The following is a 13,015-nucleotide window of genomic DNA, read 5'->3' on the forward strand; positions in this document are numbered from 1 at the left end:
AAGGAGGTAAAGTAGGCATCTGCGCGGCAATGCGAAAATTACTCCAATTAGCTTATGGTGTCTTAAAATCTGGAATACCCTTCGATGAAAATATAGCTCTTGCATCATGATGAGCAAGACGGTATCTCCCATACCAACGCGGAGGCGGTGTGAGGCCCCGCCCAGCGCCCCCTATGCGCGCAAGACCGTAAGCCAATGACGTGGAGGATGACAAAATAGCAGCGCCCCGCGCGCGCAAGACCCCACGTCGACTTTCATGGCCGCGCCAGGATCATCAAACGCCCTATCCCTGCTATGCTCAACGGGTAGCCGTGTAGGCAGCCACCATTACCGGTAAAATTTTTTGCCGCAGTCGCCTTCGCTTGCCGTAGAATCAAATCGGGAGTAGCCATAACAGCCGCTCAATAGGGAATATCGTCTTGCCAACGATTAACGTCAAAGAGGATGGAATAACATCATGAGGATCCCCGATGCGCTGATCGATGAGGCCATCCGTTGGCGGCATCAGCTGCATGCCATTCCCGAGTTGGGTTATCAGGAAACCCTGACCGCCGGTAAAATCGCCGGACTGCTGGAAAGTTTTGGCTTACAGGTGCATACCGGCCTCGCCGGCACCGGCGTCGTGGCCATGCTGGAAAATGGCCCCGGCCCGGCCATAGGCTTGCGCGCCGATATGGATGCACTGCCGATCGCCGAAATCAGCGACCTGCCGTATCAATCCCGCCATCCGGGCCGTATGCACGCCTGCGGACACGACGGGCACAGCGCTATTTTGCTTGGCGCCGCGCGCTCGCTTTGCCGTAGCCGCCAGTTCAGCGGTACCCTATATTTTATTTTTCAACCGGCGGAGGAAAATCTGGCCGGTGCCCGCGCCATGATTGATGACGGACTGTTCCGCCGCTTTCCCATGCAGGGAATATACGGATTACATAACTGGCCGGGCCTGCCGGCGGGCCATGTCGGTATTAACCACGGTGCCATGATGGCGTCGCTGGATACGTTCGAGATTACCTTGACCGGCAGGAGTTGCCACGCCGCCATGCCCGAAATGGGCAACGATCCACTCATTGCCGCCGCGCATCTGCTGCTGGCGCTGCAAACCATTACCGCCCGCCACATCTCGCCGATGGATTCGGCGGTATTGAGCGTTACCCAGATTAACGGCGGCGTGGCGCTGAATGTGATCCCCGACCATGCGGTATTGCGCGGTACCTTCCGCTGCCTGCAACAGCCGGTGCGAAACCGGGTAAAAACGCTGATTAGCGACCTGGTGGCCTCCCTGCCGCCGTCATTTGGCGTACGCGGCGAGGTGCAGTTCAGCGTCGGTTATCCGGTCACCCGCAATCACGCTGTAGAGGCGGAACAACTGCGCGCGATAGCCGTCAAAACCCTCGGGGCCGAACGGGTACACAGCGACATTCCGCCGTCGATGGCGTCGGAGGACTTCGCATTCATGCTCGAGGCGTGTCCGGGGGCCTATTTCTGGCTGGGGGCCGACGGTGCGACGCCCTCCCGCCCCCTGCACAACGCCAGCTACGATTTCAACGACGCCCTGATCGGGCCGGGTATCGCCCTATGGCATGCCATTGTCGAAACCCTCCTGCCCCAGTCGGCATAGGCCCCAGTTCAGCACTTTTTTCCACCCTCGGCTATCCCGCGCCACGTCGCGCCGCATCAGGGGCGGCGCCCATTTACGCCCCCCGCTTTACAAATCCTGAAGTTTCCCGCTTTGCCTTTTTTCTGCCCATATGGTAAAAGTATTAACAAATAATAATTTTATTTTTACGAGGATTTTCGGGATATCACAAGGACTTCAGCGAATAACTGAAAATAACCATGATGTTTATTAAAAGTATTACCCTCAATTGTTCTTCTTACCGGTATTTCATTTTGGCTACCGTTACCAGTGAGCAACACTGGTGCGGCGAGCTGTAGCGTATTTCTTCCAATACCGGTCCTGACGGCCACGGCTTAGCGCCAGCTGTCGCCAGGATCCGCGTTAATGATACGTTTGGGGCAGCTTATCCCCGGCGGCAGCAATCCGTGACAGGCCCTCTGGCCGCACACCCCCCGGCATAAATGCCCCGACACGCGTGTTATCTGTCGGGAGAATTACCATGATTTACTGGATTTTTTTAGCACTCGCCATCACGGCCGAAGTTATCGGCACGCTGTCGATGAAATATGCCACCGTGAACGGCGAAATCACCGGTCATATTGTGATGTACATTATGATCACCGCCTCCTACATCCTGTTATCGCTGGCGATCAAACGGGTTGCGCTGGGGGTCGCCTATGCGCTGTGGGAAGGCATCGGCATTGTGTTTATTACCCTATTCAGCGTGATGTGGTTCGACGAGCCTTTTTCGCTGACCAAGCTGGCGGGGCTGGGCATTTTGGTCGTCGGTATTGTGATGCTGAAATCTGGCACCCGTAAAGCGAAGGGCGACAACGCCAGCCGCGGCGATAGCGGTCTCAGCGTGCGGCAGAAGGAGCGCCATCATGCAACAGTTTGATCTCTATCACTCTGGTTTTCTGGCTTTGGCGGTGGTGTTGGAAATTTTTGCCAATATATTGCTTAAAATGTCCGATGGTTTTCGTAAATTGTGGCTGGGCCTGCTTTCGCTCCTGGCGGTGCTCGGCGCGTTTAGCGCCCTATCGCAGGCCGTGAAAGGCATCGATCTTTCCGTCGCCTATGCTTTATGGGGCGGTTTTGGTATCGCCGCAACCATCGCCGCCGGCTGGATAATGTTTAATCAGCGCTTGAGCAACCGCGGCTGGGCCGGGCTGGTTCTATTGCTTATCGGCATGGTGGTGATAAAGCTGGCCTAACACGGTCGGCGGCCAAGCGTGATCCTTCTCTTGGCAAACCCCGTGTTCAGCACACATTTTTTTACCCCCGCTTTATCCGCTTGTGGTGTTTATTCCCCGGGATGATAATCAACGGCTGATAAACGGAAAGCGTATTCGCTTTGCCGGCCATTGTTTGGAAAGATATAATTTTTGCGAATTTAATTTGCAGTATCTCGTTTGGCGAGGCTCCTATACAAATACAGGTTACTGATCTGACGACGTCGAGAGACGCCCAAGGTTAGGACAGGCTTTATCGGATTAAGGTTTAGCCCAAAGTAACTTCTGTTTTACAGATACGTTGTATAGTGCCAAAACCGTGACGTGGAGATAGGCTTGCTGCGCTCTCTTCTCAGGTTTATGCCCCTTTTGAGAACTGTTGATGTCGAAAACAGCTTGGGGACTCATCATGCATTACTCATCAACACCCTCGACGGTCACCGCCGTGGGGGAAAAAATTATGGATCACGCGGTCGCTTATTACATGAGTGACCACTATATTGCTATTTCCGGCGCCTTGTCCGCAGGGGATGCCCGGCAATATTTATTAGATCATCTCACCGACAATGCTATTCCACCGCAAATTTACATTGTCGATAAAGATAATTATCTGGAAGGGGTTCTTTCGGTCAAGCGGTTATTTATCGAAGACAACACCGATGTACCGGTTGCCAGTTTGATGACCCGGGATTTTGTCGCCGTCGCGCCGGAGCAGGACCGCGAACAAGTCGCTGAAATGCTGGGTAATCATCTTAATGGCCCGGTGCCGGTGGTGCGCCATGCCAAACTTATCGGCGTGCTGGGCGAGCGGGAAATCGCCGCGCTGCTGCGTGACGAATACACCGAGGATGCCCAGCGCCAGGGGGCCAGTCTGCCGCTGGACGAGCCCTATCTCAGTTCCTCGCCCTGGCGGCTGTGGCGCAAGCGTATCAGTTGGTTGATGCTGCTGTTCGTGGCGGAGGCCTACACCGGCACGGTACTTAAAGCCTTTTCCGATGAATTGGAAGCCGCTATCGCGCTGGCGTTCTTTATTCCGTTACTGATTGGCACCGGCGGCAATAGCGGGACACAGATCACCTCGACATTGGTGCGTGCCATGGCCTTGGGCGAGGTCAGTTTGCGCAATCTGCCCGCCGTACTGCACAAAGAAATTCCGACGTCGTTTTTAGTGGCGATATCAATAGGCCTGGTAGCGTGGATACGCGCCTGGATCCTAAACGTGGGTCCGCAAGTGACATTGGTGGTCTGCCTGACGCTGATTGCCATTACCATCTGGACGGCGATTGTCTCGTCGATAATTCCGCTGCTGCTTAAGCGCTTGCGCATCGATCCGGCGGTAGTGTCGGCGCCGTTCATCGCCACCTTTATCGACGGCACCGGCCTGATTATCTATTTTGAAATTGCCAAACTGGTCATGCATAATTTGGGCTGACCGTTGCAGGGATAGTGGCATGCTTAATTACCCTGACGTCTCACCCACTCAGGGGCGTGCTGTTCGCGGCGCGACCCTGCCTTTGGCAGGCCCTCCCCCCGGCAGCGCGGGGTGGAAGGCGCGACTAATGGTGGGCTAAATTACTGTCGGCGTTCTCCTCCACAAAATGCGACACCGAAATCAGCCGGTCGAAATGGGCCAGCAGTAAATCGGCGTCGGTCGAGAGGATCTCGGCCGACGCCTCCGGCGCCGACAATATCGCTTTTTGAATATTGCTCGACATGCTCGCCGGAATACCTTTGCCCACGGTCAGCACCAGCGCCGCCAGCAGCAGCGATTGGGCTTCCACCTGCGCCGTCAATTCTTTGGTTTGCACGTCCGCCTTGGCCATTTTAATTAAAAGATCGATCACTAAGTTTTTCATGGTGGCTTACTCAATAAGAGATTTCCTGTAAACGCTATCAAAAATTTAGCGACGCGTATACTTCACCGCAGCTAATGTTGGCCCTGCGCCTTCCGATAGCCGATTAATCAGGCGTCCATCGCCTGCCAAAAGCAGTACGGCCCCTCATCCGCCTAATTCCTGAGGACACCCTTTCAGGCCGGTTGCCCGGCATGCGTCTTTTCAGGCGGGGAAAAACGCCATTTTTCTGCACACATCCATTAACACCAAAGCGCTAGAGCGACGCGTCAGAGGTTAATCATCAAAAAAAGGCGCCCCGCGTCGTCTGGGGCAAAGAGAACAACCAGAGGGATACTCAACGGATAAAGCTGTGACGGGCGGTCTGCGCGCTGGCGTCGCCCCCGGGCCGGTTTGGGACCAACAAGGAGGACGGCGTTCGGCGCAAAGCACCCTAAGCCGTAAGGGTAACTTGCGTGTGCTGAGCGAGAACATCAGCGGCAACGCCGGTTGAGCAAACCCGCGCGCCATGGCGGCATGGACAAGCGCGTCGGTCCGTCCGGCGTTAATGCCCTGCGTTCTCGCCACATCTTATACGCCGCTGTCGTTAGAATGTGCGGCGTGCTTTCCCGGGTGTTGATACTGTCGCGCCATCGTCGCCACCCGCAGTCTGCGAATAACTGCTTGCGTCTATTTTATATCTGTAACAAAATCGCCGCTAAACCAGTATCTATAATGAATATAATACCATTAACGGTCAATAACCTATTTCTTATTGCAAAGAGCGTGGCAGATGACGGAACCCCTTACCGGCCCCTCGCAGGACGGCGCGCCTGAAGCGCCGCTCCTGATTCAGCGCCTGCGCATGGGATTGGCGCAGCTCAGCCCGACCGAGAGAAAAGTGGCGCGTGCGTTGCTGGCAGATTATCCCAGCGCCGGATTGGATTCGGTGCAAAGCCTGGCGCAACAAGCGCAGGTTAGCGCACCGTCGGTAGTCCGTTTTGCCCGCCGCATGGGGTTTAGCGGCTTCGTGGAACTACAGCAGGCATTACGCGCCGAACTGTCCTGGCGGTCGAATGGGCCACTGCAATTATTGGACCGCCGTCAAACCGCCGGCGGCCACCATGAAGCGCTGGAGTCGTCATTGCAGGCCACCTGCGACGCCATCAGCCAGTCGCTGCGTCAAATACCGGCTTTCGATATGCAGCAGGCGATTGCGCTGTTAGGCCAAAGCGGCAAGCGGGTAACGCTGGGGGGCGGACGTTTCAGTCAGTCGCTGGCTATCTATCTGGAACGACATCTGCGGCAATTACGCCCGCAAGTCATGCTGTTGCCTGAAGTCCCGCATCAGCGCATCTTGCCTGTCGTCGATGCCGGCCGGCAGGACATTTATGTTTTATTTGATTTTCGCCGTTACCAACGCAATATGGTGGAACTGGCGCAGCAGGTCACCGAGCGCGGCGCGGCCCTTATTCTGGTGACCGACTCGCACCTCTCCCCGATCGCCGCCCACGCCCAGGTCGTGTTGCCGGTGCAGGTCGAATCGAGTTGGCCGTTCGACACCCACGCCGCGGCATTCGTTCTGGTGGAAATGCTGGCGGCCGGGGTGCTGGCGAGCCTGGGGAGTCAGGCGTTAGCGCGGATGGCGCAATGGGAGCGGCTCGATCCGTTATCGTAAACTTTCTTGTTGTTCAGGGCGCTGAAAAGTGCCACAGGAGGCACCGCAGACGTGATGAATGCCGCTTTATCGCCGCCGCTGCTGGCTCAGGAGGAACCGCAACCCGTCGGCGTTGTCCGGCCCGATGCCCGTTCCCCCTTCGTTATTCTTTGCGACCACGCCGGCAAACGTATCCCGCGTCGGCTCAATTCGCTCGGGCTGCCGCAGCGCGAAATCGCGCGTCACATCGGCTGGGATATCGGCGCGCTCGGCGTGGCGCAGTGGCTGAGCGCACGGCTGAAAGCCACGCTGGTCCACCAGCGCTATTCGCGGCTGGTTATCGACTGCAACCGACATCCCGACGCGCCGAGCGCTATCCCCGCCGTTTCGGAGCATACCGCCATCCCCGGCAATCAGGCGCTGAGTACCGCCCAACGTGCGGCGCGGCGGGCAGCGATTTTCGACCCTTATCATCAGGTTATTGATGAACTTCTGCATGACCGCAGCGCGCGCGGGCAACCCACCTGTCTCATCGCCATGCACAGTTTTACCCCTGCGTTCATGGGCGTATCACGACCGTGGCACATAGGGGTGCTGTATGACCGCCAGCCGGCTTACGCCCGGGAAGTTCTGCGCTTATCGCGTCTGGCGGGAAGTCTGGTGGTCGGTGACAATCAGCCCTATGTGCTGGACGACACCGACTATGCGATACCGGTTTACGCCTATAGCTACCGTCTGCCGTATGCAGAGATCGAAATCCGGCAGGATCTGATTGGGGACATCCGCGGGCAGCGGGCGTGGACGACGCGGTTGGCCCACCTCTTGCCGGCGGCCTTAAGACAATGGCGGGCAAATGGCGCTCAGGTCAGCTGACGCACGGGCGCACTGTCCAGCCAAGCCTGAATATCCTCCACCGCCTCACGAAAATAAATACGATAATTACTGTCCGCCACATAGCCAAGATGCGGCGTCGCCAGCACATTGGGCAATTGACGTAGACGGTCCTGCGCCGGCAAGGGTTCGACCTCAAACACATCCAGCCCGGCACCGGCGATCCACCCTTGCTCCAGCGCCGTTATCAGCGCCTCGCGCTCGACAATCGCCGCCCGCGACGTATTAATCAGCAGCGCGCCGGGCTTCATCTGCGCCAGCTCCGCCGCGCCGATAAGGCCGCGGGTACGCTCGCTTAGCACCAGATGAACAGAGACAATATCGCTGGCGACCAGTAGCGCCTCTTTGGATGCCGCCAGCGCCACCCCGGCAGCCGCGGCCGAATCCGCGTCGAGATGCTGACTCCAGGCGATAACGTCCATGCCGAATGCCTGCGCTACCGGGGCCATGGCGCCGCCGATTTTGCCGAGTCCCAGCAGACCCAACCGTTTCCCTTTCAGCGTCATTCCCAGGCTGTGCTGCCAAGGGCCGTTGTGCCGCAGCGCCTGGTTTTCCGGCACAAGATGACGCGCCAAACCCAATATCAGCGCCCAGGCCAACTCCATCGGCGGCGCGGCATCGCTCGCGGTACCGCACACGATAATATTGCGCGCCCGCGCGGCGTCAAGGTCGATAGCCGCATTACGCATCCCGGAAGTCACCACCAGACGCAGCGCCGGCAAACGTCCCATTAGCGAGGCGGTGATCGGTGATCGGTGTACGCTCGCGCATCACCACAATAATCGCGCAATCGGCAAGCTGCGCCGCCAATGCGGATTCATCGTCATAATGCGCCGCCAGGCTGAAGACTTCGACGCTTGCGCCGTTGAAAGTCCAGTCGGCGAGAGGTAAGGCGACTTGCTGATAATCATCAAGAATGGCGCAACGCAGGCTCATGGCAGCTCTCTCTGGCGACGGCAGCGGGGTGAACGATGGCCGGCGGCGAGGCTTACGCCGTGGAAACCGCGCCGACCCTTTTTCCTTAACGAATCATCACACCATAGCAAAACCCCGACAGTGCCGGCAATGGCGCAAAAGACGACTGCTGGCCCACGCAGGACAATTATCGGCAGGCGGCGCACCACGCCGCCCGATAACAGTTCATTTATTGGAGAAGACAATTATGTCAACGTTTCTTCCACGCCCGATGAAGTGGCGGGCAAAGTGGTGCTGGTCACCGGCGCCGCCAGCGGTATCGGCCGCAGCATCGCCGAGTTGATGCATCAGCCTGGCACTCGGGTTATCGCCGAAGATGTTCATCTGCAGGTAAAGCAGCTTGCCGCCGACCTGCGGATGATTAACGGAAAACGTCAAACATACCTGCAATCTGCATTGCATTTTACCGCAAAAGTACTGGATAAATTAACAGTGGTGTTATATATTTATTGTACTCCTATGGAGAGCCAAAGCTTTAACTTGAGTGGTGAATATTATGATGATATCCGCAGCGGGCTTTGCAGCCCATCATCAACCCGTCGCAATGAGCAGCCGTGAGCTGGCCGAATTAACCGGCGCCACCCATGGCGAAGTCAAGCGCCTGATTATCAGCCTGGACAGCGGCAAACGCCTTTCCCGCCCCCTTCGCACGGCAGATTATCTCCTTGCGGACGAGCAACCGCGTCAGGAATACCTGCTCGACAAACGTGATTCGCTGACCGTTGTCGCCCTGCTATCGCCGTCTTTCACCCCTGTGGTGCTTGACCGCTGGCAGGCGCGGGAACAAACGCATGATCTTCCTGATTTTACCAACCCGGCGGCTGCGGCGCACGCCTGGGCAGAAGAGTTTGAACGCCGGCAGGCCATGGAAACACATCTGGCGGCCATGGCTCCTAAAGCCCGTTTTTTCGACCGGTATGTCGCCGTGGATGGCGCAATGGGTTTTCGCCAGGTGTGTAAGCTGCTGAAGGTGAAGGAATCGGAGTTTCGGCAATTTTTGCTCGAGCGGCAGATCATGTATCGGCTGGCGGGTGTATTGACACCCTACCAGCAACATCTCGATGCCGGCAGGTTTGAAGTGCATACCGGTACCAGCGGCAGCCGCTACGCTTTTTCACAGGCGCGGTTTACCGCCAAAGGCGTGAAGTGGGTTGCCGATCTTTGGGCCACCTATACAGTGGCACCGCAGGCAAAAGGCGCGGCGGCGTAAACGCTTATGGCGTTCAGGCCGCGCGCCGTTCATCGTTACCGCGCGCAACCCGCTTTCGTCTGCGCGCGATCAACGTTCCTCCACGCGCGCTTCAGCCGGGGGAAAAGCATGGGGAAACCTGATCCGGGCCTGCTGCACGCCCTGCTCCGCATCCTGCATTGCCTGCGGCGGACGCGCGCAGCAAGGGGGAATACCGCCCTGGCGTTTGCCCGCCATACGGCGATACATCCCAGGGGATTCGCCATACTCACGTTTGAAACTGCGGGAAAACGACTGCTGGGAATCGAACCCGACCGCCAAAGCGACCGACAATATTGCTTCATTACCGGTTGCTAATCGGCAGGCGGATTCACATAAACGCCTGCGACGAATGTAATTGGCCAGCGGATAACCGGTATGGTGTTTGAACATACGCTGCAAATACCATTTAGAGAAACCGGCGCGCTCCGCCACATGGTCAATGTCCAGCGGCTGTTCCAGATTTGCCTCAATCCAGGCGATCAGATCCTGTACTATTCCGGCATGACTCATCATATCTCTCCCTTAGCTAGCGAAGGAAAGATACTAGCCTAGTGACTAATTAAGTCAATAGTCACTACACATCCTGACGTTGAAAACTCCGCAAGACCAGTCGCGAAAGCTGCTCTGGCCCCAGCGGTAATGACTCAAGATGATGCTGTAATAACAGCGGATTGATGAAAGGCTGCATCACCAGATAGACGGCCTGGCAACATTCATCCAGCGGGGTTTGCTGCTCAAATTCGCCGTTTTCACGCCCCTCTTGGATTATCTGGCGCAGCAGCGCGCGGATTTCCTGCTCATAGGCCAGCGATGAAGGCCAACGCTCGGCCGCCGCATAAACGGCAATGTCGTAGAGTTTGCGGTCGTTAACGAATAATTTGGCGGCATTGCCCACCAGCAAATCGAACAGACGGCAAAATTTTTCCGCCGCGCTGTCCGCATTACGCATCGCTTCCCCCACCGCCTCCAGCGCGCCATTCATACAGCGGCTGCAGATGGCTTCACCGATTGCCTGTTTGGAGTCAAAGAATTTGTAGATGTAAGCCTTGGAGAATCCAATGGCTTTCGCCAAATCCGATACCGTCGTTTTGCCATAGCCGTAGTGGCTGAAGTGGTCGTTGGCGGCGCTGACGATTTGGTCGCGAATACAGTGATCGGTCGGCCCACGGAGGCCACAAAGGGTAGCAGTATGTTCTTTCATAAATAAAGTGTAACTCAGTTAGCGCAAGACCACATCCGGCAATTGAGGTCCGGTTGATGGAATCGTGATGGTGAGCGCCTGAGCCTGACCGCAAATTACCCCTTGCGTGTGCCCACCCGTAGCCAGGGCGATAAAAAAACGTCCTGTGCATGCAGTATGGCGCAATCGGCGCGGCCACAACCTACACTCTGGGCTTTTCACCCTCCAGCGGCAGCGTGCGATTAAGAGTGCGGTAAGAGTGCGGTTAAGAGTGCGGTTAATAGGTCATTAACCCGCAACGGCGGCAAATCTTTCTATGATTAGTTTTTAAACCGCTGCTGCTGGGTCGCTTGCGTTCGCGGCCACCCGCCCCAGAAGCGGTAAACGTTGACGTGTTCATTACCGGTCAGCGAGGCACACGCTGACTTGTCCATCACCGGTCAGCGAGGCAAAACGCTGACTTATTCGTTACCGGTCAGCGGGGCAAAGCGCTGACTTATTCGTTACCGGTCGGCGAGGCAAACGCTACTTGTCCATTACCGGTCAGTGAGGCAAAACGTTGCGGGTGGTGTGCGAAGGCACGTAACGTTTCTGTAGTGAGCATTTTTTACATAGATTTAACCAAGGGAAGGTCAATAATCAATGTCAGCAGTTTCTCTGTCACTCTGGTGAAGTCATAGCAATGAAAACAGGCATTCTTCTATTGCCCGTCCTGCTGATGGCGACGTCGGCCTATGACCTGTATGCCGACGATACCCTCAATGCTGCCCGGCCCGCCGCCGGCTTTGAATCGGTCAGCGTCATCGACACACGGCAACTTACCCGCAATACGCCCTCCGACCTCACGGCGGAGCACATCGCTTCGCCCTGCAAACCGGATATTGTGCCACCAGGCAAATTTCGCCGCCGCTCGCTGGATGGCAAGGACAGCAAGCTGAGCAAGTTTGGTTTATTTTAACACCTGCGGGCGTGAAGGCAGTGTGCCGTGTTGGGCGACGCACCGCCCGCTAACTGCCACTGCTCGCACCCACGGCGGCTGTCCCAGACCCAGACCCAGACTAGGACTCAGCCCCAGACACAGCCCCAGACACAGCCCCAGATCCAGATCCAGATCCAGGAAAACGTATCCGACGGCCGAGCGTCAGGTTTGCTGTTTCCAGCATGGCCGTCGCTGGCTAGAAGCAGGTCTCCATTTCCTCCAGCACGTTGTAATCGTTATCAATTAAAAACAGCGTTTTCCATTTATCAAAGGTCAGACAAGGATGCGACGTCGTGAACACCAGAATATCACCGACCCGGACTTCGCTGTCGGCGGCAAGGGTCAGCATAGCGTGCTGGTCCATGATATCCACCGTCGTGAGCGCCCCCGGCGTAAACGGCAGCGCCTGTCCCTGGCGGTAGTGCGCCACCGGCTGCGGCAACCCGGCATCGAAGGCGCTGTCGCGCTTGCCAAAATTCACCACTGCCCTGCCGGGTTCTGGCACCGATTGCACCATCGCCAGAAGCTCCAGCGCCGAGTGCAAATCGCCGCCCAGACCGCAGGCGATGGCATCGCGCGCCATCACGGCTTCTTGAGCTCGCTGATAGATACCGCCGTCATGGGTAATATAACAGCCCGGGCGGATCACCAGCCGGCAGCCGTCGGGCAGCGGGGTTTCATGCCAGATATTACACACCACGTCATACCACGACGAGCCGGCGCCGGTCAGGATCATTTCTCCCTTGACCCACTGATGTTGGCTGAAGGACAGCGCCAGGGCGGCGGCATCGCGCAGCAGTTGCTCGACCCGCGGCCGCGGATCCTCATCGTGGATCACACCTTCGTATAGCTCAATACCGTGCAGCGTCAGGCCGGGCAGCGCGGTTACCCGTTCCGCTAGCGTCTCCGCCTCGGCGCGACTGCGGCAACCGCAGCGGCCGCCGGGGACGCCCAGCTCAATCAATACGTCTAAGCGCTGGCCGCGGGCGGCAAAAAATGCCGAGAGCTCACCGGCATTGGCCTCGCTATCAACACAGCAGAAAAAGTGACTCGCCGGGTAGTCGGTTTTTAGCTGTGACACCAATTGCATGTTGGCACGGCCGACCAGTTGATTGACCATCAATACCCGGCGCGCACCGCTGCGCATGGCGACGCTGGCCTGCCAGGCGCTACCAACGCCGATAGCCCAGGCGCCGAGAGCGATTTGCCGGCGAAAAATCCACGGCGTCATCGTCGTTTTGCCGTGGGGCGCCAGCGACACGCCGCGAGCGTCGGCATAGCGCTGCATCCAGGTGAATCACCCCGGATAAATTAGAGTCTATACTTTAAAAGTGGAGGTCTCTATGACAACGACCAAACGTTACTCTCCGGAAGTCCGTGAACGGGCAGTTAATCTAGTGCTGGAAACTCAGCATGAGCA

The 13,015-nt window shown here is 57.3% G+C and carries 11 protein-coding genes, 4 pseudogenes and 1 riboswitch; of the genes and pseudogenes, 10 read left to right on the forward strand and 5 right to left on the reverse strand.

Annotation, left to right across the window (positions count from 1 at the left end):
- The 5 genes and pseudogenes from CINSTRO3249_RS16465 to CINSTRO3249_RS06580 form a co-directional block, all read left to right on the forward strand.
- A pseudogene (locus tag CINSTRO3249_RS16465) lies at positions 1-110 on the forward strand (IS110 family transposase); the annotation flags it as partial.
- A 347-nt stretch (positions 111-457) separates the two neighbouring features.
- Positions 458-1,618 (forward strand): M20 aminoacylase family protein, encoded by a 1,161-nt coding sequence (locus CINSTRO3249_RS06565; RefSeq protein WP_074012673.1) that lies wholly within the window; start codon positions 458-460, stop codon positions 1,616-1,618.
- Between the two features lie 499 nt (positions 1,619-2,117).
- A complete protein-coding gene (gene mdtJ, locus CINSTRO3249_RS06570) occupies positions 2,118-2,516 on the forward strand; it encodes a multidrug/spermidine efflux SMR transporter subunit MdtJ (RefSeq protein WP_074012674.1) in 399 nt (132 codons plus the stop codon).
- Positions 2,503-2,832, forward strand: coding sequence for a multidrug/spermidine efflux SMR transporter subunit MdtI (gene mdtI, locus CINSTRO3249_RS06575; RefSeq protein ID WP_074012675.1), 330 nt, complete (start codon positions 2,503-2,505; stop codon positions 2,830-2,832). The genes mdtJ and mdtI overlap by 14 nt, the downstream gene beginning before the upstream one ends.
- 186 nt (positions 2,833-3,018) lie before the next feature.
- Positions 3,019-3,187, forward strand: a riboswitch (M-box (ykoK) riboswitch).
- Positions 3,188-3,310: 123 nt separating this feature from the next.
- Positions 3,311-4,282 (forward strand): magnesium transporter, encoded by a 972-nt coding sequence (locus tag CINSTRO3249_RS06580; protein ID WP_371441367.1) that lies wholly within the window; start codon positions 3,311-3,313, stop codon positions 4,280-4,282.
- Between the two features lie 124 nt (positions 4,283-4,406).
- Here the strand turns inward: CINSTRO3249_RS06580 and iraP are convergent, their stop codons facing one another.
- The gene (gene iraP / locus CINSTRO3249_RS06585) at positions 4,407-4,706 is read right to left on the reverse strand and encodes an anti-adapter protein IraP (protein WP_074012677.1); all 300 of its coding nucleotides are present in this window, start codon (positions 4,704-4,706) and stop codon (positions 4,407-4,409) included.
- Positions 4,707-5,475: 769 nt separating this feature from the next.
- Between iraP and CINSTRO3249_RS06590 the strand changes: the two genes are divergently transcribed.
- Together CINSTRO3249_RS06590 and CINSTRO3249_RS06595 are read left to right on the forward strand one after the other, a co-directional pair.
- Positions 5,476-6,360 (forward strand): MurR/RpiR family transcriptional regulator, encoded by an 885-nt coding sequence (locus CINSTRO3249_RS06590; protein ID WP_084790132.1) that lies wholly within the window; start codon positions 5,476-5,478, stop codon positions 6,358-6,360.
- A gap of 54 nt (positions 6,361-6,414) precedes the next feature.
- Positions 6,415-7,212, forward strand: coding sequence for an N-formylglutamate amidohydrolase (locus tag CINSTRO3249_RS06595; protein ID WP_074012678.1), 798 nt, complete (start codon positions 6,415-6,417; stop codon positions 7,210-7,212).
- Here the strand turns inward: CINSTRO3249_RS06595 and CINSTRO3249_RS06600 are convergent.
- A pseudogene (locus CINSTRO3249_RS06600) lies at positions 7,200-8,166 on the reverse strand (D-2-hydroxyacid dehydrogenase family protein). The gene CINSTRO3249_RS06595 and the pseudogene CINSTRO3249_RS06600 overlap by 13 nt on opposite strands.
- A gap of 129 nt (positions 8,167-8,295) precedes the next feature.
- Between CINSTRO3249_RS06600 and CINSTRO3249_RS16200 the strand changes: the two are divergent.
- Both CINSTRO3249_RS16200 and CINSTRO3249_RS06610 read left to right on the forward strand, forming a co-directional pair.
- Complete coding sequence (locus CINSTRO3249_RS16200; RefSeq protein WP_084790133.1) at positions 8,296-8,763, forward strand: SDR family NAD(P)-dependent oxidoreductase; 468 nt, start codon at positions 8,296-8,298, stop codon at positions 8,761-8,763.
- Positions 8,702-9,415 carry a phage antirepressor KilAC domain-containing protein gene (locus CINSTRO3249_RS06610; RefSeq protein ID WP_074012679.1) on the forward strand — a complete coding sequence of 238 codons (714 nt, stop codon included), beginning with the start codon at positions 8,702-8,704 and terminating at the stop codon, positions 9,413-9,415. The genes CINSTRO3249_RS16200 and CINSTRO3249_RS06610 overlap by 62 nt, the downstream gene beginning before the upstream one ends.
- A gap of 216 nt (positions 9,416-9,631) precedes the next feature.
- Here CINSTRO3249_RS06610 and CINSTRO3249_RS06615 read toward each other — a convergent pair.
- Together CINSTRO3249_RS06615 and CINSTRO3249_RS06620 are read right to left on the reverse strand one after the other, a co-directional pair.
- Positions 9,632-9,949, reverse strand: a pseudogene (locus tag CINSTRO3249_RS06615) (helix-turn-helix domain-containing protein); the annotation flags it as partial.
- Positions 9,950-10,010: 61 nt separating this feature from the next.
- Entirely contained in the window at positions 10,011-10,637 is a 627-nt protein-coding gene (locus CINSTRO3249_RS06620; protein ID WP_074012681.1) for a TetR/AcrR family transcriptional regulator, read from the reverse strand.
- A 661-nt stretch (positions 10,638-11,298) separates the two neighbouring features.
- On the opposite strand from CINSTRO3249_RS06620, the gene CINSTRO3249_RS06625 reads away from it, so the two are divergent.
- Positions 11,299-11,574, forward strand: a complete 276-nt coding sequence (locus CINSTRO3249_RS06625; protein ID WP_125933130.1) for a hypothetical protein — start codon at positions 11,299-11,301, stop codon at positions 11,572-11,574.
- Between the two features lie 217 nt (positions 11,575-11,791).
- On the opposite strand, the pseudogene CINSTRO3249_RS06630 reads toward CINSTRO3249_RS06625, so the two are convergent.
- Positions 11,792-12,889 (reverse strand): annotated as a pseudogene (locus CINSTRO3249_RS06630) (amino acid deaminase); the annotation flags it as partial.
- Positions 12,890-13,015 lie beyond the last annotated feature (126 nt).

Source organism: Candidatus Sodalis sp. SoCistrobi, assembly GCF_900143145.1.
Classification (GTDB): domain Bacteria; phylum Pseudomonadota; class Gammaproteobacteria; order Enterobacterales; family Enterobacteriaceae; genus SoCistrobi.

Bases quoted from the DNA above. Each gene is read 5' to 3' on its own strand.
- CINSTRO3249_RS06565 (WP_074012673.1), top strand. From the start codon at position 458: ATGAGGATCCCCGATGCGCTGATCGATGAGGCCATCCGTTGGCGGCAT.
- mdtJ (WP_074012674.1), top strand. From the start codon at position 2,118: ATGATTTACTGGATTTTTTTAGCACTCGCCATCACGGCCGAAGTTATC.
- mdtI (WP_074012675.1), top strand. From the start codon at position 2,503: ATGCAACAGTTTGATCTCTATCACTCTGGTTTTCTGGCTTTGGCGGTG.
- CINSTRO3249_RS06580 (WP_371441367.1), top strand. From the start codon at position 3,311: ATGGATCACGCGGTCGCTTATTACATGAGTGACCACTATATTGCTATT.
- iraP (WP_074012677.1), bottom strand. From the start codon at position 4,706: ATGAAAAACTTAGTGATCGATCTTTTAATTAAAATGGCCAAGGCGGAC.
- CINSTRO3249_RS06590 (WP_084790132.1), top strand. From the start codon at position 5,476: ATGACGGAACCCCTTACCGGCCCCTCGCAGGACGGCGCGCCTGAAGCG.
- CINSTRO3249_RS06595 (WP_074012678.1), top strand. From the start codon at position 6,415: ATGAATGCCGCTTTATCGCCGCCGCTGCTGGCTCAGGAGGAACCGCAA.
- CINSTRO3249_RS16200 (WP_084790133.1), top strand. From the start codon at position 8,296: ATGGCGCAAAAGACGACTGCTGGCCCACGCAGGACAATTATCGGCAGG.
- CINSTRO3249_RS06610 (WP_074012679.1), top strand. From the start codon at position 8,702: ATGATGATATCCGCAGCGGGCTTTGCAGCCCATCATCAACCCGTCGCA.
- CINSTRO3249_RS06620 (WP_074012681.1), bottom strand. From the start codon at position 10,637: ATGAAAGAACATACTGCTACCCTTTGTGGCCTCCGTGGGCCGACCGAT.
- CINSTRO3249_RS06625 (WP_125933130.1), top strand. From the start codon at position 11,299: ATGAAAACAGGCATTCTTCTATTGCCCGTCCTGCTGATGGCGACGTCG.